This is a genomic window from Pleurocapsa sp. PCC 7319 (assembly GCF_000332195.1).
GTDB lineage: Bacteria > Cyanobacteriota > Cyanobacteriia > Cyanobacteriales > Xenococcaceae > Waterburya.
The window spans coordinates 2,789,128-2,810,320 of record NZ_KB235922.1 but is presented as its reverse complement, the minus strand read 5'-3'; the positions used below and the strand labels follow the sequence as shown (position 1 = coordinate 2,810,320).

Below are 21,193 nucleotides of genomic sequence, written 5' to 3'. Positions count from 1 at the left end.
CTGTATATATAGCCGTACAAAGTTACGTTAGGACAAGTTTATTTGATTGCTCGTAAGTAATGAGTAACGAGTAACGAGTAATGAGTGTCCTAATAAAAGTTCGTATTGCTATAAAAGCTTTAAAGTTACTATTTTTTTTCTAAAGATTCAGTAAAGAGAGTCTTTGTTTATAGCTATCTAGGTTGTGAACCAAATAAGATTGCATAAAGACCATAATCAAACTGTATTAATAATTAGACCTGTTTAAATTTAGATTTATATGACTGCACCTATTAATCTTCAGCTAAGGGAAATGAAAGTTCTGCCATTACATATTGGACATCAAGTTCATCCCTCAGTAACTAGCAGAGCGAAAAGAATGTTAGACATATTGGGAGCAATTGTTGGTTTGGTAATCACGGGAATTATTGCTCTACCAATTGCGATCGCGATGCAATTTGATGATCCAGGTAATCTTTTCTATAGTCAAACTCGCTGTGGTCTGGAAGGAAAGCCTTTCAAAATTTGGAAATTTCGTTCCATGATTACCGATGCAGACCAGAAAAAGCATTTAGTAGAAAATAAAGCTAAAGGACACATCTTTAAAAATGACAAAGATCCTCGTATTACTAGAATAGGTCGTTTTCTGCGCCGCACTAGTCTAGATGAGTTTCCTCAATTTTGGAACGTTCTCCAAGGTGATATGAGTTTAGTTGGGACTCGTCCCCCAACTACTAATGAAGTATCTATGTACGACGACCACCATTTTCAGCGTTTAAAAGTTAAACCTGGTATCACTGGAGAATGGCAAGTTAGAGGACGTTCAGCAGTTCTCGATTTTGAAGATATTGTGCAAATGGATTTGGATTATCAAAAAAGATGGTCTATAGCGTACGACATAATCCTAATTGTACAAACAATTGTAGTAGTGTTGACTCGTAAGGGTGCTTGTTGAAGATTAGATCTGGAAAACACTATGATTAAGTGCGCCAGTTCCTCTTTTCAATTATTTCACTCTATTTCTATGAATCTTCCGACTTGGATAACTTTATCTCGTCTATTAGGACTTCCTTTAATTCTCTATTTACTCCAAAACCCCACTCCAGAAAATCGTTGGTTCTGTGTGGGGATTTTTGTCATTGCAGCAGGGACAGATTGGGTAGACGGCTATTTAGCTCGCAAATTAGACATGGTAACGGAATTGGGTAAGTTTCTCGATCCTTTAGTAGATAAGCTTTTGGTTTTGGGCTCATTACTAGCTTTGATTGAGCTACAGATAGTTCCTGCTTGGGGAGTATTTTTAATTTTAACTAGAGAATTAGCGATCGCAGGCTGGCGTGTCAACCCTAAATTAACAGGTAATACTAGCATTGCAGGGGCAAATATCTGGGGAAAACTGAAAACCGTAGTACAAATTATAGCGATCGCTTTTTTAATTGCGCCCCTATCGTCTCAGTGGGATACCCCAACCATTATTTTATTTTGGCTAGCAGTGGCAATAAGTTTAATCTCGGGCTGGATTTATATTTTGCCTAATATCTCTTCATCTAAAGCAAAGTCAATTTCTGATTGATCTCTACCCGATGCCAGATAATCATTTTGGAAAGAGTCTTTTAAGCCAGAGACTAAATCATACTTAGGTTGCCAATTAAGGTCTGTTTGAGCCTGGTGAATATCAGCAAAGAAATGTTGTTGACGCATCGGAAAAGCTTTTCTTTTGCCAAAGTCAAACTTAGCAGGATTGTAATGCTCTAGTTTAATATCTTCAGAGGATTTACCCGCAGCCTCAGCACAAGCATAAGCCAAACCGTTAAAAGTTACATAGCGATCGCCTGAAATGTTATAAATTTTCCCAATCGCAGTCTCGTTTCCTAAAACACTAGCCATCGCTGACGCTAAATCTTGGACATGACCAAACTGAGTAATATACATCCCATTCCCAGGTATCGGTAGAGGACGATTACGAACTATACGGTCAAAAAACCAAGCTTCGAGATCGTTATAGTTTTGAGGACCATAAATATAAACTGGGCGAATAGAAGTCCAAGGAATACCCGACTCAGCTAAATAAGCTTCGGTATGATGTTTACCCTTATGACGACTATTAGGATCGACCGCATCTCCTTCACGGTGAGGCATTTGGTGCGATTTTAAGTAGACTCCTGCCGAACTTACATAGACAAAATGCTTGACCTTACCATTGAAAATTTCTACTAAAGGTTGAGTATCGCTCAATTCCCGACCATTGTTATCAAAGATGGCATCAAAACTTTCTCCCGCCAGCTTCTCTTTAAGTTGACTTGCATCCTTGCGATCACCTTGTATCTGACTTACTCCCTCTACTGGAGCAGGATTGTTACCCCGATTAAATAAGACAACTTCATGCCCCTGGTCTACTAAAACCTTAGTCAGATAAACTCCAATAAAGCGAGTTCCCCCCATCATTAAAATTCGCATTGCCGATCCTCTTAAATATTTTTATCGTAATTTTCTCACCAACTTTCATCCTAAAACTTATCGGTGATCGGTAATCAAGAGTTTGTAGGATGTATTTCCTTGTTTGTGAGAAATCGCATTGCTTCTTGTTGTTGTGATTATAAACTTGTCACGAATGGTTCAATATGGCTTTGATTAAAACTTTTTCTTCCCTAGTTCATCTCTTTTCGATTTTAAATTGATATTCAGACAACTGATTTTACCGATAATCCTTTCACGGCGAATAAATGCGCCCGTTTTGAATTGAAGACCCATTCAAAAATACGGGCCGTGATTTCTCCCGCGTGCTTTTAGGTGTAAACCAGCCTAAACCCTGATGCTTATCGATTGTATTTGCTACAGCTACTAAAAGCCTGCGCTCACCACTCACCAAGTAGAGAAGTGTAGGTAGTTTACCTAACTTATGCCCAGATGAATGTCCTGTTTCAACAAGTACTATGACACAACTTTCTAGTTCTATTGATGTTCCTCAACTGACCAGACTAAAGGTGGAACATCACCACCATCATCATGGCGATTATACCCACACCCACGGGGTCATAGATCCGGAAATCGCTAGTTCTGCCCGAGGAATCTGGGCTGTGAAATGGTCTTTGGTGGGCTTGCTACTCACGGCCATTGTACAGGCTGCGGTATTCTGGCTTTCTGGTAGTGTTGCTCTCCTGGCCGATATGATTCATAACGTAGGGGATGCAATGACCGCCGTACCTTTGGGTGTGGCGTTTCTAGTATCCCGACGAAAGTCAACACCAAAATTTTCCTATGGCTTTGCTCGATTGGAAGACTTGGCAGGGGTAATGATTGTGGCAATTGTATTGTTGAGTGCAATCATTACCGCCTATGAGTCTGTAGAGCGATTTTACCATCCTCAGCCCCTGCATCATTTGGGAGCCTTAGCCATCGCTGGCTTCGTCGGCTTCATCGGTAACGAAATTGTGGCTGTTTTCCGCGTTCGGGTAGGGCGGGAAATTAATAGTGCTGCCTTGATAGCCGATGGCTACCACGCTATGGCAGATGGTTTGGTAAGTCTGGCGGTGTTACTCAGTGCCGTGGGTGTTAGTTTGGGCTATTCCTGGGCCGATCCAGTGATTGGTTTAGCGATCGCCGCCGTGTTGCTCAAAATCGTCTGGGAGTCGGGACAGACTATTTTTAGTCGCTTGCTCGATGGCGTGGAACCAGAGGTACTAGAATCGCTCCACCATGCAATCAGTCATGTGCCTGAAATTGAAACTGAAGCGATCGCCAATCTGCGGACTCGCTGGCTAGGGCATCGGCTCCATGTGGAGATGGATATTATGCTACCGCCTAACCTTTCCCTCCAGGAAACCCAAGGGATTACTGATACCGTAGAAAAGCAACTGAAAGCCCATGTGTCTTATCTAGGTTTAATAGTGGTTAGAGCTGTACCTTCTACCTGAGTATTCTCCTGGGGAATCTGTCAGGAAACAGCATTTAACCATGTCAAACACCTAAATGGGTAGTGTCATATTTATAGAATCACCATGCAGGAAATAGTAACAACACCGATCAATCGAGAAACTCTGCCGTCTGCAATCCTGGTTGATACTGACAATCAACCCAAGCCACCGATTCGCATCTTGCGAGAACCATTGCTGCATTTCCTAGTTTTGGGTGCCCTGCTATTTGGGCTGTATTTTTGGGTTGGCAGTCCTTCAATGATATCTACTTCCGCCAAACAAATTGAAGTCGGAGGTCCTGTAATTAGCTCTTTGCAAGCAACTTGGCAGTTGCAGTGGGGCAGAAAGCCAACGGAGCAACAGTTGCAAAAGTTAGTAGATAAGTATATTCACGATGAGGTTTTGTATCAGGAAGCCCTGGCATTGGGGTTAGATGATAAAGATATCATTGTGCGGCGACGACTCATTCAAAAAATGCAGTTTTTGGTGGAAAATGTGGCAGGTATACAGGAGCCGTCGGATGAAGAATTGCAAAGTTATTTAGACGCTCATGCCGATCGCTATACTATTCCCGGACGTTTTAGCTTTCAGCAAGTCTATTTCAGCCAAGAACTACATAGCGATAAGCCCGTAGGGCATGCGCTTCGCGATCGCACTGATGCCGATGCTGAAAATCTTCTGACTCAGCTACAAACCGACCCCAACGTGGTTCAACCCAAGGGCGATCGCTCCATGTTGCCTAAAACCTATACCCTGGCCTCGGCTCGAACCATCAATAACACTTTTGGGGGAACTTTGGCGACTGAGATCGCTGGAGTGACTGAGAAAGGTTGGCAAGGCCCCTTCCATTCTGCTTATGGTAGCCATCTGGTTAACGTCACTGAAATTGAACCCGGCCATCCAGCAACCTTGGTAGAGGTGAGAAAGAATGTGCGTCTGGACTACCTGCGAAAGCAGAAGCAAAAGCTGGATCAACAGTTCTCTGAAAAATTGCGTGATCGCTACACAATCTCGATTGATCGGGATGCCCTAAACCAAGCACTTCAGGAGGGCAAATCATGAACTGGATACGACGCTGGCTTGGCGTGATTCTCCTGATTGTTATAACTCTGGGATTTTCTCCCACTCCGGCTAAAGCTCATGGCTTTCAAACCGCTTACCTGGAATTAAGAGAACAACCCTCTGGTCAAATCAACGTACTTTGGAAAACCCCACCAACTTTTGGTTCTGGGGATGATGGCTATGGACCGCCAATCGACATTCGCCCAGTTTTCCCCAAACACTGTACTGTGGCGATTACGCCTGAAGCAATTGCCACTTCTGTTTCCCGATGGACGTTGGATTGTGGCGACAAAGGATTGGCTCAATCAACAATTGCTTTTCCTGGACTGGTGAAAAACTTTGTGGAGGTGCTGTTGCGACTGGAGTGGGCAGATGGGCATTCCCAAACGACCCTGTTGCCCAGTGGACAAGAAACCTTCGTCATTCCGGAAAAAACCACTGTATTTGCCGTTGGGCAGACTTACCTCAAACTGGGAGTCGAACACATCTTGAGTGGCATTGACCACTTGCTGTTTGTTTTGGGGCTGGTGTTGATTATTGCCCCCTCTTGGCGTTTGGTGAAGACCATAACTGCCTTTACCCTGGCTCACAGCCTTACCCTGGGGGCAGCGACCTTGGGTTTTGTGAATGTACCTCAAGCGCCTGTGGAAGCTGCGATCGCCCTGAGTATTTTGTTCTTGGCTTCAGAATTAGCGCACAGTCAGATGGGAAAACCGGGACTGACGGAGCAATATCCCTGGCTAGTCGCTCTCACGTTTGGGCTATTACATGGCTTTGGTTTTGCAGGCGCATTGACTGAGGTGGGGTTACCGCCCCAAGACATTCCCCCGGCACTGTTGTTTTTTAATGTTGGGGTGGAGATGGGACAACTAGCCTTTGTGCTGATGGTGGTTGCGTTGATGGAAAGCTTAAAACGATTTAGTTCCCAGAGCTATCCGCGCTGGTCGGAATGGGTGCCTACATACAGTATTGGCACTATGGCATCCTTTTGGTGTATTCAGCGAGTTGCTGCATTTTGGGGATAAAGCCGACTTGGCATCTCACAATTGAATGAGTGTAAGTCCAGCGAGCGCAACTAAAAGTGAACCAGCAGACATTTTATCTGGAGTTCAACAATCGAAAAAAAATAATTCCCACAGGAGTTAATCAACATGAATCAAAGGTTTTTGCGAATTCGCAAACTGTTTATCACAGGCTTGTGTATTTGTTTACTGATGGGGAACATTCTCATTCCCTCCAACAGTGCTTTAGCATTATCTTCCCTACCCCCTGGAGAGTACGACTTTCTTGAGAAACAATCCTCGACCCCTTTACCTGAAAGAGATTGCCGCTTTGACCCCAATAGTAAGTGTTACTCGCCCTATGTAGAGCGACCCCAACAGGTGTTATGGGGCGATACCCACCTGCACACCATTTATTCCTTTGATGCAGGAGCTGCTGGAACTCGTTTGGGACCTGCAGATGCCTATGAATTTGCTCGGGGCAATGAAGTCATAACCGATGCAGGACAACCCGTGAAGCTTTCTCGCCCCTTAGATTTTTTGGTTGTTACCGATCACTCAGACGGGTTAGGGGCTTTTTCAAAGTTTTTGTTTAATACTCCCACAGATTGCGGTGCCGCTCAAGAGCAGGTTGATACCTGGCATGAGATGGTTGTGGCGGGTGGAAATAAGGCAGTTAAAGCTTCATCAGAAATTATTGCAGCTTTTTCCCAAGGGAAATTACCCTCATGTCTGTCTCCCTCTGCCGAAGAGTTCCAAACTTTCTGGCAGGAAATAATTGATACGGCAGAAGCTCATAACGATCCGGGTAATTTTACCGCAGTGATTGGTTATGAGTGGACCTCGCTGCTGGGTGGCAACAACTTACACCGCAATATCATCTACCGTGATAATGGGGACAAAGCCAACCAACTGGTTCCCTACACCACAAACCAAAGCAGCAATCCAGAATACCTTTGGAACTGGATGCAAAACTATGAGGATAAGACGGGTGGGGATGTGCTAGCAATTCCCCACAATGGCAATATCAGCAACGGTCTGATGTTTGCGGAAATCGATCATAATGGTAATCCCTTGACCGAGAACTATGCCCAACGGCGACAGCTTTGGGAACCCATCTATGAAGTCACCCAGATTAAAGGCACCAGTGAAACTCATCCGGAGATATCTCCGGATGATGAATTTGCTGACTTTGAGGTTGCAGGTTGGGATTTAGGCAACCTAGATATGAGCTTCCCAAAACCCAGTGACCCCGAAGCCCGCAAAGCGATGTTTGAGCATGAGTATGCTCGTCCGGCTCTGAAAAATGGACTGAAATTTGAAGAAAGCCTTGGTGCTAACCCCTTCAAATTTGGTCTGGCGGGTTCTACAGATTCTCATATTTCCGTGTCGGCGGTGGAAGAAAATAGCTTTATGGGTAAATTCCCCAATCAGGCTCCCAGTACTGAACGAGCAATAGAGAAGGTCGGTCGTTTGGGATGGCAGTATGGAGCCTCTGGCTACATGGGGGTTTGGGCTACCGAAAATACCCGTAAGGCTCTATTCGATGCCATGGAGCGACGAGAAGTGTATGGCACCACCGGACCGCGTATGGTTGTTCGCTTCTTTGGCGGTTGGGACTTCAACGACTCGGATTTAGACCTGGATCTGGCTGAAGTGGGCTATGACAAGGGGGTTCCCATGGGTGGCGATCTGACCCCTATTCCGCCAGAAAAAACACCTACCTTCTTGGTGGCTGCCTTAAAAGACTCCTTGGGAGCAAACCTCGATCGCATTCAAATTATCAAAGGTTGGCTGGATGCTGAGGGCAACACCCACGAAAAAATCTATAACGTCAAGGGTTCGGACGGTCGCACCCCTCGTCCTATCACGGGCGATTTACCTGATGTTGGCAACACCGTGGACACCGAAACGGCAACCTATACCAACACTATCGGTGACAAGCAACTGGAAACGGTTTGGACAGACCCTGACTTCGACCCCAGCCAACGGGCGTTTTACTATGCCCGAGTGTTGGAAATTCCCACTCCCCGTTGGACGGACTACGATAAAGCTTTCTTCGGCGATGAGTGGTGTGCCAAACCCAAACGTCCAAAAGTTTGTAATCGTATTCCCCTAACCTTACAAGAGCGGGCGTATACTTCTCCCATCTGGTATTCTCCAGCTACGGTGGCGATGGAACCCACGTCCGAGTCTGCCCGGTCTGTTGAAAATGTGGGTCACTAAGAACTTTGAGACGGAATCATTTAGCAGCTCGAGAAACATTATTCAACTAAGCAGATGAAGTAAATCTATAATCCTAAGAAATACGATACAACTCGCGAAATGTGGGTTCAAGCTGCAGGAGGAGAAAATTGGCTAATTTAAAAGGCGAATGTTTATGTGGCAAAATTCGCTATGAATATAACGGTGCAACAGGAAATTTAGTTCACTGTCATTGTTCTAAATGTCGCAAGTGGCACGGAGCAGCGTTTAGAAGTCGTATGGTAGTCAAACAAGATGGCTACAAGCTAATCCAAGGAGAAGAGTATCTGGCTCAATATCAAGCTACACCCAATGTAATTCTGACTTTTCACGGTATCTTGGGTCGAAAAAAAACTAGGTAATAATGTTCGCTAACTTTTGTTCAATCTTGAGGTTTCCTCAACCAAATCTGACAAACCCATTGAAAGTGTACTCATCCCTCGCTCCAAAGCTTCAATTCGACCACGACGTGATAGAGCTTCAACCGCTTTCAAATAAGCTTGACTTCCAGCTTTATAGTCATTCTAAATAGGAAACATATGAAATAATATAAGCTAGATGAGAAATCAATCAGGTTAGATGACTTATAGTGTAGATTTGCGAAAGCGGGTAGTGGACTTTGTAGCGGCTGGAGGCTCCAAAGCCGAAGCATCAAGAAGATATGAGGTAAGTCTATGGTGTGTGAATGATTGGTGTCGAAGAAAGAATTTGACTCCAGCACCACAACTTGGAAGAAAGCGAAAACTAGACTCTCTAGCAATTGCCCAACATATTCAAGAAAATCCAGATGCTTTGTTAAGAGAAAGGGCGCAATATTTTGGAGTGCATACGAGTGCTATTGGGTATGCCCAGAAGCAAATGAAGTTAACTCGTAAAAAAAACGCTGAAATACACTGAACGTAAGCATAGTGAGCGAATCAGCTTTCTGAGAAATTTACGTAAAATTGTCATTCTTGACGGATCAAGCAATTTAGTTTACTTGGATGAATCAGGCTTTGAAGAATATGTCTATCGTCCTTATGGCTGGTCAAAACGAGGACAAAAAACTTACGGCGATTGCCCGAAGGGCAGTGGCTTCGCCAATCGCAATGGTAAAAGAGGAACAAGAACAAGTCTGATAGCTGGCAAAAGAGGCAAAGAGTTGTTAGCACCAGTTCTTTTTAAAGGAAGTAAATGGTGCTTTATGGTTTAATCAATGGCTCGAAGAGCATCTAATTCCCGAATTGAAACCAAACTCCACTCTAATTCTTGATAATGCGGCATTTCATCGCAAGGATGATGTGTTTCGCATTGCCGAACAAGCGGGTCACAAAGTTTTGTTTTTACCACCCTATTCACCTGATTTTAATCGTATCGAACAAGACTTTGCGACGCGAAGCTAATCCTTTAGGGCATCCTCAAAAAAAGACGTATTTATTCCGCTCCTGGTACTTCCTTGGATGACATCGTTAAATCATACGGAAATTATTTAGAATGACTATACCTAAATATTGATGACGAGAAGGATTGCCATTTTTGGTGACAAAAATCGGCTCATGGGACATCCATTTGTAATACCAATAACGACCACCCTTTTTTCCTTTAGCTTGGTAGCGCACAATCCAACAACCAGACGGAGCAATTTCACCTTCGTCCCTTATGTCTTGAATATCTTGTTGGAGTTGTTTAATAAGATGTTTAAGTTCATCTAGACGAGTGGCTAGATCCTTCTGTTGACGGGCATTAGCCATAGTTCAGCTCAGAAATAATCGGATATAGTTGTGTAACAAAGTTCGCCAACTATATTCTCATTCTAGTCCTCTCCAAAGTTACAATCAACTCGCTTCTAAACTTCAACCAGGGGAGCGTAATTGCCATCCTTCACATAAAGATTGCAGCTCTAAAAAGCCACGCCATAACACCGTGATGCCAATATTACTCTTTCGGCGATGACTCAAGTAACCGCCCAAACGAGCTACAGCTTGTATCGCCCAAGCTACCGTTAAATCTACTGCGGTGACTGATTTTCCAAATTTGGCAGCTAAAACCTCAATTTGTACCTGATTTAAAATTGAAGATGCAGGTGCATCTGGTTTGGTTCGATGAACATAGGTCATTTTTAACAATTGTGCAGCGATATTCGTTAAAAATCCCAGTAAAACTTGCATACTATCTCCAGATAGACGATAGCTTTCCGCTTTACACCCTGACTTGAGAATTTTATGATATTCTTCAATTCGCCAACGGTAAGTATACCATCGTAAAATGGTTTGTGCTTGTTCCCCATTGGTAACGGGTTCGGAGGTCAAGATCATCCATTCTACGGGTTCACAGCCTTCTGGGGGGTCAATTTCTACGGCATAAACCCCATAAACTTCAAAATATTCTGGTTCTTTCATTCTGGCAGGACTGCGAAGTTTGATGGGTGCATATCTAATTGCCAGAGTAGCGGTTCGCTCTTTTCGATTTGGGGTTTTGGCTAATTCTACTGCTACTTCCATCTTGATAGATTGAGATGGGAGCCATGACCATAAATAACTGTTTGACTCTGATAATGCCCTATTATGTGCTGCTCTTACCACTAACCCTGTATTTGCGGTTTGACTGACTTGTTCAAAGACTTCCGCGATATCTCCTTCTCGGTCAAATACATGAATTACTTTGGTGCTAATACTCTCTGGTTCGGATTTTTCTAAGAGTTTCTGGACGGATTGGAGAGCTTCTATCCATTTATAAGATTCTTTTTGTTCAATCGGACGTCTTCTTGCTTCCGCTTGCTTTTTCTGCTTCTGTTTCTGAGTTAAACTCTTACTTTCTTCATGATTTCGATGCCACAGTTTTTCTGTTAATAATCCTATGGGTTGTCCATTCTCCCCATTTACAGCTAAGGTGCTATGTAAAATTAGTCCATTCCCACCATTGCCAATGGGTCCATATTCGGCTCTTTTTTCGCGGATTTTCTTGTAATCGAGATAGGTTGTATCTCCTACTGCTAATACGATTGAGAGTTCTTTAATCTGCTCTGCTGTTTGAAGATGATAGGGTTGGCACACACTGTTTAGGCTAGTTTTCGGATTGGCAAAGAATTCATAAGCTCTTTTCAGGTCACTTGCTCTCTCAAAAATCGCGGAGAGTGGTTTGCCATATTTTAACGATAATCTCGATTCGATGAACATAGCCCTTTTGGTTAAACGCTGATCTCCAAAGTCACATTTTTCGGTTATTAAATTTTTGGTCTGATTCATTCACCACTCAAAATCTGCTCAATTATTTTGCTCTATCGAGAGGGCAGATTTCTCGAAATGGATAAAATTGTTAGCGAATATTGTTACACAACTTATATACCCTTCAAAAGATGCCGTGAAAAGTCAGAATGTAATTAAGACCTTTTGTAAAAATTGTGGTTCAAGTCTAGCGACTATTTATCCCTTGCGAGATAATTTACTCGGTTTGCCCATTGCAGGGTGTGAAGGAAAATTAGATCGCTATCAAGAGTTCCATATTTATACAGATTCCAAAGCTCAATGGTGGCAGATTACTGATGATTTGCCTCAGTATGAAAATATGCCCACAGATAAAGCGATCGTTCACTGCATTAACGAGTAAACAAGGATAAACTTTATTAATTTTGAGAACAAAGTGCAATTTGATTACGATTTGGTCAAAAGTTCTAGCAATAAGGTCAAGCATGGAATTGATTTCAATGAAGCACAAATATTATGGCAAGACTCTCAGCGAATTGAAATTAAAGCTCGCACTACTACGGAATTTCGTTTTATAGTTATTGGTAAAATTGATAATAAGCATTGGTCAGCAATCATTACTTATCGAGAAAATAAAATTCGCATAATTTCCGTTAGAAGGTCTAGAGATAACGAGGTAAAGTTATATGAAAGCTGAAGAATTAGATAAAAAGTTTGATGAAGGTGAAGATATTATTCAGTATCTCGATTTATCTACTTTAAAAAGACCTGAATTAGAACAACAACAAGTTAATGTCAGTTTCCCTTCTTGGATGATAAAAAAATTAGATCAAGAAGCCCAACGTTTGGGGATTGAACGTCAATCTTTAGTTAAGTTTTGGATTGCTGAACGTTTAGATAAACTTGCAACTAGATAATCTACCAAAAGGTAGCAGCTAACACCCATTAAGTAGGTAAGGGTAGAAAAGCTCACGTAGGTTTCAAAATGTAAACATAGCTAAATCCTATCTAGGACAAGTACTTTGACTCGGTTTACAAAAGTAAACGTAGTTGATTATTTCAAGCCCGACTTACTTAATAGATGGATTTTGTGCCAATTTAGAGCCTTTGATGTTTTAATTTCTTTGTTATCAGCTAGATGAGAACTTCACTTTGCTAAATTTTGAGAGCTGACAGCTGAGAGCTGACAGCTTAAAGATAGATATCTGAACCTTGACAAGAGATATAATATCTTAAACAGTTGTTGCTCCAGTAATTAATACTCAATGCCCGCAGAACTTCAGACTGAAATCGAACAGGCTGTATCCAGTCGTCGTAATTTTGCTATTATTTCCCACCCTGACGCGGGAAAAACAACCCTGACAGAAAAGCTCCTACTCTACGGAGGTGCAATCCACGAGGCAGGGGCGGTTAAGGCTCGTCGAGCACAGCGCAAAGCTACTTCGGATTGGATGGAGATGGAACAACAAAGAGGTATTTCGATTACTTCAACCGTGTTGCAGTTTATCTATAACAATTTCCAGATTAATTTACTTGATACCCCCGGACACCAAGACTTTAGTGAAGATACTTATCGTACTCTTGCTGCTGCGGATAATTCGGTGATGTTGATTGATGCTGCCAAGGGTCTAGAGCCACAAACCCGCAAGCTGTTTGAAGTATGTCAGTTACGATCGCTGCCAATATTTACTTTTGTCAATAAGTTAGATCGTCCAGGAAGAGAAGCTTTTGAACTAATTGACGAAATTGAGCAGGAATTAGGCTTACAGACCTATGCTGTAAATTGGCCGATTGGCATGGGCGACCGCTTTAAGGGAGTATTTGATCGCCGTGAACGGAAAATACATTTATTTGAACGTCGCTCTCACGGTAGTAAAGCAGCTCAAGATACTGTGATTGAATTGGGAGATCCTCGCATTGAGGAATACCTCGAACAAGAGCTTTACTATCAGCTCAAAGAAGAATTAGAAATACTGGATGAGATTGGCGCAGAATTCGACCTAGAACAGGTTCATGCAGGGAAAATGACTCCAATTTTCTTTGGTAGTGCCATGACTAACTTTGGGGTCGAGTTATTTCTTAAAGCTTTTTTAGAGTATGCTCAACAGCCAGAATCTCACAAATCTTCCATCGGCGTAATTGAACCTACCTACGAAGAATTTACGGGGTTTGTATTCAAACTTCAGGCAAATATGGACCCCAAACATCGCGATCGCGTGGCTTTCGTGCGAGTCTGTACGGGTAAGTTTGAAAAAGACATGACAGTACAACACGCTCGTTCTGGTAAAACCGTGCGTCTTTCTCGTCCACAAAAACTATTTGCTCAGGGGAGAGAATCCCTAGATGAGGCATATCCAGGGGATATCATTGGTTTAAATAATCCTGGGGTATTTGCGATCGGGGATACGATTTATAACGGCAAAAAAATAGAGTATGAAGGAATTCCCTGTTTTTCTCCTGAAATATTTGCTTATCTCAAGAATCCTAATCCTTCAAAATTTAAACAATTCCAGAAAGGGATTACCGAATTGCGTGAAGAAGGTGCGATCCAGGTCATGTATTCCACCGATGACTTTAAACGCGATCCCATCTTGGCTGCGGTAGGACAATTACAGATCGAAGTAGTTCAATTTCGTTTGCAAAACGAATACAATGTTGAGACGAGAATTGAACCATTACCCTATAGCGTAGCTCGCTGGGTTCATGGGGGCTGGGATGCCTTAGAAAAAGCGGGTCGAATTTTTAATGCGATCGCTGTCAAGGATAATTGGGGTAGACCTGTACTGCTATTCAAAAATGAATGGAATCTCCGTCAGATTGAACAGGATATGCCTGAGCTGAAACTAAACTCTATTGCTCCTGTAGGTTCTGGTTTACAGCCAGATTGATTAATGAAAAAATGATTGACCGATGATTCATGGCTATCAGCTATCAACTGTAAATATCAACCAATGAGTAAAGTATAAGAAATACTGTATGGATATAGATTGTGTATCTATTTTGCTTCATTTAATGTGTTAAAGGTTTAAAAACAATCTTTATTTTGCAAGGTATTACCTTTTATGTTTGACTGTATTATTGTAGGTGCAGGTCCTGCTGGAGCGAGTGCGGCTTATCACTTGGCCAAAAAAGGACATTCGATTTTAGTAATTGAAAAAAATTCTTTTCCCCGTGCTAAATCTTGTGGTGGTGGAGTTTCCCCGGCGATCGCTGAATGGTTTGATTTTGATTTTTCTCCTGTAGTGCAAAATAACGTCTCTGAGGTTAAATACACTTTTAAGATGGGCGATCCTGCTGAAGTGCGGCTGAAAAATGTGACCCCAATGTGGATGGTACAGAGAGATCAATTTGATAGCTTTTTGATGGAGCAAGCTACAAGTCAAGGAGTTGAATTTAAAGATGGCACAGAAGTAACAAATGTCACTTTACAAGGAGATAGTTGGCAAGTTGATACTAACAATGGAGCATTTACAGGTAAATATTTAATTGCGGCAGATGGTGCTAATAGTATGGTGGCAAAATTACTGGGATTTGATGCTCCTCAAACAATTGCAGCCGCAAGTTTACAAGTGCCTGGAGAAGTTAGCGATCGCCGCAAAACCATGGCATTTTTTGATTTTGGTTCGCTGAAAAATGGTTTTATGTGGTGTTTTCCCAAAGCCGATGGTTATTCCTTAAGTGCAGCTTATGTCCGTAATCCGAAAGGTAAAGCCGATGAACTAAAAAAGCAATTAACTAAATATGCAGAACTATTTGATTTAGATCCTAGCCAGGGTCAATATACAGAACATCCTCTCAACCTATGGCAACAAGATCGTATTTTACATAGCGATCGCGCTTTATTAGTTGGGGAAGCAGCGGGAATTGTCGATCCCTTAATTGGAGAAGGTATTCGACCAGCTATGTTTACTGGAATTAAAGCAGCAGAAGCAGTTAGTAGTGCCATTACAGGTAATGCCGATGCTCTAGGAGACTATACAGAGATTATTCAACAAGAATGGGGAAATAATCTTGCCAAAGCTGATTTTCTTGCCGGTTTATTTTTTAAAGCACCTAAAATTGCCTATAAACTTGGGGTAAAACGCCCTGCTGCTGGTCGATTAATGGGTAAAATTCTCTGTGGAGAACTAAGCTATGCTCAAATTGCCGAGACAGCCACACAAAAATTGAAGTTTATTCCTGGAATAGGCTAAAAAATGATTACTGATTACTGGTTACTGGTTATCTATAGTCTTCAGTCCTAAGTACTCCTTGAGTGAGTTTCGCATCACTGACACGGGAGGTGGCTGCTGTAACCAAATTTCTAGGGCAGCTACTCCCTGTTGAACCAGCATTTCTAGCCCATTGATCGCTGTTGCCCCCTGAGCTTGGGCTAGTTTAAGAAACTGGGTGGGGTTGGGAGTATAGATTAAATCATAAGCGATCGCCCTAGATTTCAATTTCTGCATTAAATTGGCATCAATCGGCGAAGCATCTACATGGGGAGACATTCCCACTGGAGTGGTATTAACTAATAAGTCCGTAGCAGGCAGTAAACTACTCAAGTTATCCCAATTATGGATTTTGAGGATAGAACGAATGGCAGGGGCATCTTGCCAACTTTCATAGAATCTGGCTAGCCTATCCGGGTTGCGTCCCACAACGTGAATTTCTTGACACCCCAGATTAACTAAACCAGTAACCACTGCTCTGGCTGCGCCTCCATTGCCTAGAATTACGGGGGTTAACTTAGACCAATCTTGGGACATAGTTTTTAAGGGAGCAACAAATCCTACTACATCAGTATTTGTTCCTTTCCAACCTGAAGCAGTACGCCAAACTGTATTAACAGCTCCAATATTGGCTGCATCATCGGAAATTTCCGTCAGCAGAGGAATGATATCTTGTTTGTGGGGAATAGTGATGCTGAATCCTACTAAATCAATAGCACTAAATCCGGCGATCGCTCTTTCTAAATCTCCCTTTTTTACGGGCAGAGGTACATAAACATAGTCTAAATTTAAGCTGGCGATTGCTGAATTATGCATCACAGGAGATAAAGAATGTTCTACTGGATCGCCAATAATTCCTAAGAGCTTAGTTTTGCCTGTAATTAACTGCATGCAAGTAAAGTATGTTAACGGTTAAAATGATTTAACTTTATCATTCTACGTGAGAAGACCCTCGCGTCCCGCGCAGGGATGAATCACGGGTTAGTTGTAAGTTAATCTTACTTTGTTTTACAAAACGGACAAGTATATTGTAAAATGACTAAACAATATAGCATCTTGGTCGAAATGCTTAATCTTACATACAACTACAAAATACAGCCAACAACCAAACAAATAGAAATAATTGAACACAATTTAGATGTTTGTAGAGCGGTCTGGAATCATGCGTTGTATGTGCGTAAACTTTGGTATAACAGTCGTAGCTGTAAGGTAAACCAATGTTCTCTGTTTCATGAGTATATTGTTGAACCATTTGATTACCCTAATTATCATACTCAGTCGGCTGAGTTAACTAAGGCTAAGAAAGCCAACGCTTTTCTGAAATCAGGTAATGCTCAGGCTATGCAACAAACATTGCGAAAGCTAGACAGAGCGTTCAATGATATGAAGAGCAAGGGTATGGGTTTCCCTCGATACAAGAACAAAGCCCGATCTTTTAACATTTTGGGCAAGATATCAGTAGAAGATAAGTACCTCAAGATGCCTTTGCTTAAATTAATTAAGTTTAGAAAGTCAAGAGATATACCAGAAGGATTCAAAATTAAGCAAGTACAAATTATTAAAAAAGCTAGTGGTTACTATGCCAATTTAATGATTGAACTAGATGTGGATATTGTCAAACCAATACCTCATGGTCATGCTATCGGTATTGATGCGGGTATTGAGAGCATGATTTCAACTTCCGATGGGCTAGTACTTACTCGACCCTCATTCTTAGATAAAGCTCTGCGTAAGATTAAATTACTACAAAAAAAGCTAAAGAATAAGAAAAAAGGTTCTAATAAATGGAAGCAACTAAACCATCGTATTGCATTACTTCATGAAGCTGTAGCAAACAGACGAAAAGAATATCACTTCAACTTGGCATATCAACTATGTGATGGAGTCGGAATGATATTTGTCGAAGATATTAACTTTGTCTTATGGAGTAGAGGCTTGTTTGGCAAGCAATCTTTAGACATGGGATTAGGTCAATTTTTCAAGATTCTTGAGTATGTTTGCTTGAAAACAGACACCTATTTTGCCAAAGTAAATAAAGATTTTACATCTCAAATATGCTCCAATTGTGGAACTCATACAGGAAAAAAGGATTTGAGCGTAAGAATACATTCTTGCCCTGAATGCGGATACGTTCAGAACAGGGATGTGGCAGCAGCAGAAGTAGTGAGAAATAGAGGTTTAGAAAATATCGCGGTAGGAACTACCGTAATTAAACAGCCCAGTGATGGCGTTCTGGCGGGTGCTTCGGCATAGTCGTGAGTCTATATGGGAATCCCTCGCGTCCCGCGATGGGAGGTTCAATAAATACTAAATTGTCTATGTCTGGGATGAGCCTTGCTGGTTAACTTATCGAAGGACGTATTTTATCTAAATTTACTAAAATTGCTTCCCCAAACCAATATTGCTCGAAATCACGATAGGTTTTGATTTGAATGCCATAGAGTGGGTTGCCAATTAAGATCAATTCTTTTTGCGGATTAATCGATAAGAAAGCAACAGCGTGAGAAAATCTGACACCTTTACCAGTTTTCTTTTTCTCTTTAACATGCAACAAAGCAGGTTTATTTAGAGCAATTAAATCATCGATAGTCAAATTATGGCGATATTGAGGATTTAAGCCTAACTTGGACATCGCTCTGATTTCCGATAGAGTAGTTGTGCCAAAACGATTCGTTTTCGTTAACTTTACTACGTTTTTCTCCGTGAGATTAGGATATCGTTTCGTATAACGAGCTAGGGTGGCAATACTGGCAGGAGAGCAAGTGTAGGGAGTAGTTTGCATTACAATGCCATTGATTATTTTTGGTTGAGCAACAAGTGCTTGCACAGGCTGAAGAAAAAAGAGCAAAATACTGAGGGAAAAAGAGATTGCGGCAACTGCGGTTAACAATTGAACCATTTTTGGTCGAAAACGTTTATTTCCTAGTTCTAAGAATAATAACAGTCCTAGAAAGAAACATCCCATCCCCACAATAATTTCGTGGAAATAACCTGCCAAATAAATCAATATTGTGGGTGGAAAAATCTTTGGTAATAGAAAAGTAAGATGAAATTTATCGAGAATTACTAATATACCTAAAACAGGCACGATCACGATTAGTAAGCCCACCAAAAGCTTTTGATGATTCTTGAGAGCATTATCGGATGTAATTCCAATAGCTGCAAGATATTTACCAGAAAATCCGCCACTAGCAAAGGCTAGGGCACATACTAAACTCAAAATAATCATTAATTATAAACAGGTATATAAATCGACCCTGCCCGAATTGTCTCGCTCTAGTATGGAATGGTATAGTACGTTATCGCTGTGATCGCTCGCTATAAATCTTCTTGTACCAAAATTGCTCTAATATTTAGAAAATGCTTTCATTTGAATATCCTAGAGTGGGTAGTAATTCTCCCAAAGCGCGACAGATATCTATAACAGTAATAATACCTGCCAGCTTACCAGCACTAATAATGACTGCAGCACCTATCTTACGCTTGGTCATTTCAAAAATTACAATTTTTAAAGGTGTATCAATTTCAACAACATAGGGATTAAGAGTCATGACATTACGAACGGGAATTTCTTCAGTAATAGGCACCACAGTTGCCGAATTATCTAACCTACAGAGATCTCGTTCTGAAATAATGCCTACAACACTCTCATTTTGCATGATCGGTACATGACGAATATTGTGGCTTTTCATCAATTCTCGAATCTGCACTACTGAACTATCGGATTCAGCAAAGTAGGGAAATGGCTGCATTAAGGCAGCAACAGAGGGCGTTTGTTTATAGTCTAATAGCTTCATTAGTGACAATAATTGGTTGAATAAAAATATGTGCCATAAATAACTATTCAACCTTAATTATCAACACTATTATTCTTGTGTGATCTGAGGCAGATTGACTAACTGATGTTACGCAGCTAAAAAAGATTTTAAGAGTTTTAGTAACTGGGTAACATCAGTGATTTTAAAAAATTACCGAAATAACTTTCAAATGCTTTTGGCAAAATACTACAGCGATCAATAATCTTAAAGTTACTCGGGTTCTACCCAACGATCATCAGCCTTAATTAGATTAATTAATTCTTTAACCCCCTGGTCTTCAGGGACTTTTTTAATTTCTTCGCGACCACGGTAAAGAGAAATATAGCCAGGTTGTTTACCTACATACCCATAGTCAGCATCAGCCATTTCTCCAGGACCATTTACAATACAACCCATAACGGCAATGTCTAAACCTGTCAGATGTTTAGTAGCTTCACGGACTTTGTGTAGCACTTCTTCCAAATTAAAGAGAGTACGACCACAAGAGGGACAAGCTACATATTCCACCATAGTTTTACGCAGTCCCAAAGCCTGGAGAATGCTATAGCAGACAGGAATTTCTTTTTCAGGAGATTCGGTCAATGAGACACGTATAGTATCGCCAATGCCCTGAGCTAACAAGGTACCGATACCAGCAGTAGACTTAATTCTGCCGTATTCACCATCTCCAGCTTCGGTAACGCCTAAGTGCAAAGGATATTCCATGCCTAATTCGTTCATTCTTTGTACCATGAGACGATAAGCTGCCAGCATTACAGGGACGCGAGAAGCCTTGAGCGAAAGAACGATATTGTAAAAATCAAGAGATTCACAAATTTTGATAAATTCTAGTGCTGACTCTACCATTCCCTCTGGAGTATCTCCATAGGTAAAGAGCATTCTTTCAGATAAAGAACCATGATTGACCCCGATTCGCATTGCTTTACCTTGGTCACGTAAGGAAACAACTAATGGTTCCAGAGTCTCGCGAATTTTATCGCCAATTTCGGCAAATTCAGTCGGAGTATATTCAGTGCGATCGCTTTTGGGTTTTTCAAAAACATATAATCCTGGATTAATCCTTACTTTATCAACGTGCTTGGCAACTTCCAAAGCAATTTTCATCCCATTGTGATGGACATCGGCAACTAAAGGAACTGGCTGATACGTCTGAGCTAGTTTTTGTTTGATTTCTGCCAAAGCTTTGGCATGAGCCATACTGGGAACTGTCACCCGCACAATTTCACAGCCAATCTCATGCAAACGCCGAATTGCTGCCACTGAGCCATCGATATCTAAAGTATCTTCATTAATCATCGACTGCACTACCACAGGATTGCCACCGCCGATAGTTATATCACCAACTTTGACAGCACGAGTTTTTCTTCTGTGAATAGTAGTATCAAAAGCTGTCGTATTAGTAAGATTAGGAGTATCCAGAGTTTGCATAAGGACTAACTATTGCTTAAAGCGAAAATTTTAGATTTAAATTTATTTACTATTTTACGGGCTAGATGTTGTCTAGCCCCAGAAAAAACTTACCATTTTAAAGTTCCGGCATTGTCTCCCTGCTCGCGCTTGATTTTGCTATCGTTTTCAAACCATTGAATAATTTGATGATGAGTTAGTTCTTCTACTGAAACTTGAGAGTCTTGAGCAATCTTCTGGAGTAGTCTTTGGGAAGAGATGGTCAAACGAGTGAGAAACTTCTCGGAAGATGAGAGCAAAGCAGCATCTACATCTGCAGATTCTTCTGGTGAAAGATATTGGTCAGGTGATTGGGACATTGTTCGGCTATTGGTA

21 protein-coding genes and 1 pseudogene are annotated in these 21,193 nt (G+C 41.5%); 14 read left to right on the top strand and 8 right to left on the bottom strand.

All coding sequences use genetic code 11. From position 1 onward, the window contains the following. Window positions 1-292: 292 nt before the first annotated feature. Together PLEUR7319_RS0116690 and pgsA are read left to right on the top strand one after the other, a co-directional pair. The gene (locus tag PLEUR7319_RS0116690; protein ID WP_371265398.1) at window positions 293-934 is read left to right on the top strand and encodes a sugar transferase; all 642 of its coding nucleotides are present in this window, start codon (window positions 293-295) and stop codon (window positions 932-934) included. A 69-nt stretch (window positions 935-1,003) separates the two neighbouring features. Further along, complete coding sequence (gene pgsA / locus PLEUR7319_RS0116685) at window positions 1,004-1,552, top strand: CDP-diacylglycerol--glycerol-3-phosphate 3-phosphatidyltransferase (protein ID WP_026102579.1); 549 nt, start codon at window positions 1,004-1,006, stop codon at window positions 1,550-1,552. Here the strand turns inward: pgsA and PLEUR7319_RS0116680 are convergent. Next, entirely contained in the window at window positions 1,501-2,436 is a 936-nt protein-coding gene (locus PLEUR7319_RS0116680) for an NAD-dependent epimerase/dehydratase family protein (RefSeq protein WP_019506359.1), read from the bottom strand. The two genes, pgsA and PLEUR7319_RS0116680, sit on opposite strands and share 52 nt — an antisense overlap. 476 nt (window positions 2,437-2,912) lie before the next feature. On the opposite strand from PLEUR7319_RS0116680, the gene PLEUR7319_RS0116675 reads away from it, so the two are divergent. The 6 genes and pseudogenes from PLEUR7319_RS0116675 to PLEUR7319_RS43540 all read left to right on the top strand — a co-directional run bounded on the left by PLEUR7319_RS0116675 (window position 2,913) and on the right by PLEUR7319_RS43540 (window position 9,677). Further along, on the top strand, window positions 2,913-3,893 hold the full coding sequence (locus PLEUR7319_RS0116675) for a cation diffusion facilitator family transporter (RefSeq protein WP_019506358.1): 981 nt from the start codon (window positions 2,913-2,915) through the stop codon (window positions 3,891-3,893). A gap of 84 nt (window positions 3,894-3,977) precedes the next feature. After that, window positions 3,978-4,955 carry a peptidyl-prolyl cis-trans isomerase gene (locus PLEUR7319_RS0116670; RefSeq protein WP_019506357.1) on the top strand — a complete coding sequence of 326 codons (978 nt, stop codon included), beginning with the start codon at window positions 3,978-3,980 and terminating at the stop codon, window positions 4,953-4,955. Continuing rightward, window positions 4,952-5,980 carry a HupE/UreJ family protein gene (locus tag PLEUR7319_RS0116665; RefSeq protein WP_019506356.1) on the top strand — a complete coding sequence of 343 codons (1,029 nt, stop codon included), beginning with the start codon at window positions 4,952-4,954 and terminating at the stop codon, window positions 5,978-5,980. The genes PLEUR7319_RS0116670 and PLEUR7319_RS0116665 overlap by 4 nt, the downstream gene beginning before the upstream one ends. A gap of 126 nt (window positions 5,981-6,106) precedes the next feature. Further along, window positions 6,107-8,182 carry a DUF3604 domain-containing protein gene (locus PLEUR7319_RS0116660; protein ID WP_019506355.1) on the top strand — a complete coding sequence of 692 codons (2,076 nt, stop codon included), beginning with the start codon at window positions 6,107-6,109 and terminating at the stop codon, window positions 8,180-8,182. A gap of 128 nt (window positions 8,183-8,310) precedes the next feature. After that, window positions 8,311-8,562 carry a GFA family protein gene (locus PLEUR7319_RS35740; protein WP_019506354.1) on the top strand — a complete coding sequence of 84 codons (252 nt, stop codon included), beginning with the start codon at window positions 8,311-8,313 and terminating at the stop codon, window positions 8,560-8,562. A gap of 217 nt (window positions 8,563-8,779) precedes the next feature. Further along, window positions 8,780-9,677, top strand: a pseudogene (locus PLEUR7319_RS43540) (IS630 family transposase). Here PLEUR7319_RS43540 and PLEUR7319_RS35730 read toward each other — a convergent pair. Beyond that, window positions 9,649-9,930 (bottom strand): hypothetical protein, encoded by a 282-nt coding sequence (locus PLEUR7319_RS35730; protein ID WP_019503389.1) that lies wholly within the window; start codon window positions 9,928-9,930, stop codon window positions 9,649-9,651. The pseudogene PLEUR7319_RS43540 and the gene PLEUR7319_RS35730 sit on opposite strands and share 29 nt — an antisense overlap. A 102-nt stretch (window positions 9,931-10,032) precedes the next feature. Then, window positions 10,033-11,424, bottom strand: coding sequence for an IS4 family transposase (locus PLEUR7319_RS0116640; RefSeq protein ID WP_019503390.1), 1,392 nt, complete (start codon window positions 11,422-11,424; stop codon window positions 10,033-10,035). 115 nt (window positions 11,425-11,539) lie between these two features. Here PLEUR7319_RS0116640 and PLEUR7319_RS35725 point away from each other — a divergent pair, with 115 nt between their 5' ends. The 5 genes from PLEUR7319_RS35725 (at window position 11,540) to PLEUR7319_RS0116615 (ending at window position 15,575) form a co-directional block, all read left to right on the top strand. Then, window positions 11,540-11,785, top strand: coding sequence for a GFA family protein (locus PLEUR7319_RS35725; protein ID WP_144054327.1), 246 nt, complete (start codon window positions 11,540-11,542; stop codon window positions 11,783-11,785). 33 nt (window positions 11,786-11,818) lie between these two features. Next, window positions 11,819-12,079 (top strand): BrnT family toxin, encoded by a 261-nt coding sequence (locus tag PLEUR7319_RS0116630; protein ID WP_019506352.1) that lies wholly within the window; start codon window positions 11,819-11,821, stop codon window positions 12,077-12,079. Next, entirely contained in the window at window positions 12,069-12,299 is a 231-nt protein-coding gene (brnA, locus tag PLEUR7319_RS0116625; protein WP_019506351.1) for a type II toxin-antitoxin system BrnA family antitoxin, read from the top strand. The genes PLEUR7319_RS0116630 and brnA overlap by 11 nt, the downstream gene beginning before the upstream one ends. A 348-nt stretch (window positions 12,300-12,647) precedes the next feature. After that, window positions 12,648-14,270, top strand: a complete 1,623-nt coding sequence (gene prfC, locus PLEUR7319_RS0116620) for a peptide chain release factor 3 (protein WP_019506350.1) — start codon at window positions 12,648-12,650, stop codon at window positions 14,268-14,270. A gap of 174 nt (window positions 14,271-14,444) precedes the next feature. Then, the gene (locus tag PLEUR7319_RS0116615) at window positions 14,445-15,575 is read left to right on the top strand and encodes a geranylgeranyl reductase family protein (protein ID WP_019506349.1); all 1,131 of its coding nucleotides are present in this window, start codon (window positions 14,445-14,447) and stop codon (window positions 15,573-15,575) included. A 21-nt stretch (window positions 15,576-15,596) separates the two neighbouring features. Here the strand turns inward: PLEUR7319_RS0116615 and PLEUR7319_RS0116610 are convergent, their stop codons facing one another. Next, window positions 15,597-16,484 carry a shikimate dehydrogenase gene (locus PLEUR7319_RS0116610; protein WP_019506348.1) on the bottom strand — a complete coding sequence of 296 codons (888 nt, stop codon included), beginning with the start codon at window positions 16,482-16,484 and terminating at the stop codon, window positions 15,597-15,599. Between the two features lie 144 nt (window positions 16,485-16,628). Between PLEUR7319_RS0116610 and PLEUR7319_RS0116605 the strand changes: the two genes are divergently transcribed. Beyond that, window positions 16,629-17,846 carry a transposase gene (locus tag PLEUR7319_RS0116605; RefSeq protein WP_237743560.1) on the top strand — a complete coding sequence of 406 codons (1,218 nt, stop codon included), beginning with the start codon at window positions 16,629-16,631 and terminating at the stop codon, window positions 17,844-17,846. An 88-nt stretch (window positions 17,847-17,934) separates the two neighbouring features. Here PLEUR7319_RS0116605 and PLEUR7319_RS0116600 read toward each other — a convergent pair whose 3' ends face one another. The 4 genes from PLEUR7319_RS0116600 to PLEUR7319_RS0116585 all read right to left on the bottom strand — a co-directional run bounded on the left by PLEUR7319_RS0116600 (window position 17,935) and on the right by PLEUR7319_RS0116585 (window position 21,177). Further along, window positions 17,935-18,822, bottom strand: a complete 888-nt coding sequence (locus PLEUR7319_RS0116600) for a cysteine peptidase family C39 domain-containing protein (protein ID WP_019506347.1) — start codon at window positions 18,820-18,822, stop codon at window positions 17,935-17,937. A 124-nt stretch (window positions 18,823-18,946) separates the two neighbouring features. Next, window positions 18,947-19,390 carry a CBS domain-containing protein gene (locus PLEUR7319_RS0116595; protein WP_019506346.1) on the bottom strand — a complete coding sequence of 148 codons (444 nt, stop codon included), beginning with the start codon at window positions 19,388-19,390 and terminating at the stop codon, window positions 18,947-18,949. 231 nt (window positions 19,391-19,621) lie between these two features. Next, on the bottom strand, window positions 19,622-20,839 hold the full coding sequence (gene ispG, locus PLEUR7319_RS0116590) for a (E)-4-hydroxy-3-methylbut-2-enyl-diphosphate synthase (protein WP_019506345.1): 1,218 nt from the start codon (window positions 20,837-20,839) through the stop codon (window positions 19,622-19,624). An 89-nt stretch (window positions 20,840-20,928) separates the two neighbouring features. Then, a complete protein-coding gene (locus PLEUR7319_RS0116585) occupies window positions 20,929-21,177 on the bottom strand; it encodes a hypothetical protein (RefSeq protein ID WP_019506344.1) in 249 nt (82 codons plus the stop codon). Window positions 21,178-21,193: the final 16 nt, after the last annotated feature.

Coding starts and splice junctions, on each gene's coding strand:
- PLEUR7319_RS0116690 (WP_371265398.1), top strand. CDS start 293: ATGAAAGTTCTGCCATTACATATTGGACATCAAGTTCATCCCTCAGTA.
- pgsA (WP_026102579.1), top strand. CDS start 1,004: ATGAATCTTCCGACTTGGATAACTTTATCTCGTCTATTAGGACTTCCT.
- PLEUR7319_RS0116680 (WP_019506359.1), bottom strand. CDS start 2,436: ATGCGAATTTTAATGATGGGGGGAACTCGCTTTATTGGAGTTTATCTG.
- PLEUR7319_RS0116675 (WP_019506358.1), top strand. CDS start 2,913: ATGACACAACTTTCTAGTTCTATTGATGTTCCTCAACTGACCAGACTA.
- PLEUR7319_RS0116670 (WP_019506357.1), top strand. CDS start 3,978: ATGCAGGAAATAGTAACAACACCGATCAATCGAGAAACTCTGCCGTCT.
- PLEUR7319_RS0116665 (WP_019506356.1), top strand. CDS start 4,952: ATGAACTGGATACGACGCTGGCTTGGCGTGATTCTCCTGATTGTTATA.
- PLEUR7319_RS0116660 (WP_019506355.1), top strand. CDS start 6,107: ATGAATCAAAGGTTTTTGCGAATTCGCAAACTGTTTATCACAGGCTTG.
- PLEUR7319_RS35730 (WP_019503389.1), bottom strand. CDS start 9,930: ATGGCTAATGCCCGTCAACAGAAGGATCTAGCCACTCGTCTAGATGAA.
- PLEUR7319_RS0116640 (WP_019503390.1), bottom strand. CDS start 11,424: ATGAATCAGACCAAAAATTTAATAACCGAAAAATGTGACTTTGGAGAT.
- brnA (WP_019506351.1), top strand. CDS start 12,069: ATGAAAGCTGAAGAATTAGATAAAAAGTTTGATGAAGGTGAAGATATT.
- prfC (WP_019506350.1), top strand. CDS start 12,648: ATGCCCGCAGAACTTCAGACTGAAATCGAACAGGCTGTATCCAGTCGT.
- PLEUR7319_RS0116615 (WP_019506349.1), top strand. CDS start 14,445: ATGTTTGACTGTATTATTGTAGGTGCAGGTCCTGCTGGAGCGAGTGCG.
- PLEUR7319_RS0116610 (WP_019506348.1), bottom strand. CDS start 16,484: ATGCAGTTAATTACAGGCAAAACTAAGCTCTTAGGAATTATTGGCGAT.
- PLEUR7319_RS0116605 (WP_237743560.1), top strand. CDS start 16,629: ATGACTAAACAATATAGCATCTTGGTCGAAATGCTTAATCTTACATAC.
- PLEUR7319_RS0116600 (WP_019506347.1), bottom strand. CDS start 18,822: ATGATTATTTTGAGTTTAGTATGTGCCCTAGCCTTTGCTAGTGGCGGA.
- PLEUR7319_RS0116595 (WP_019506346.1), bottom strand. CDS start 19,390: ATGAAGCTATTAGACTATAAACAAACGCCCTCTGTTGCTGCCTTAATG.
- ispG (WP_019506345.1), bottom strand. CDS start 20,839: ATGCAAACTCTGGATACTCCTAATCTTACTAATACGACAGCTTTTGAT.
- PLEUR7319_RS0116585 (WP_019506344.1), bottom strand. CDS start 21,177: ATGTCCCAATCACCTGACCAATATCTTTCACCAGAAGAATCTGCAGAT.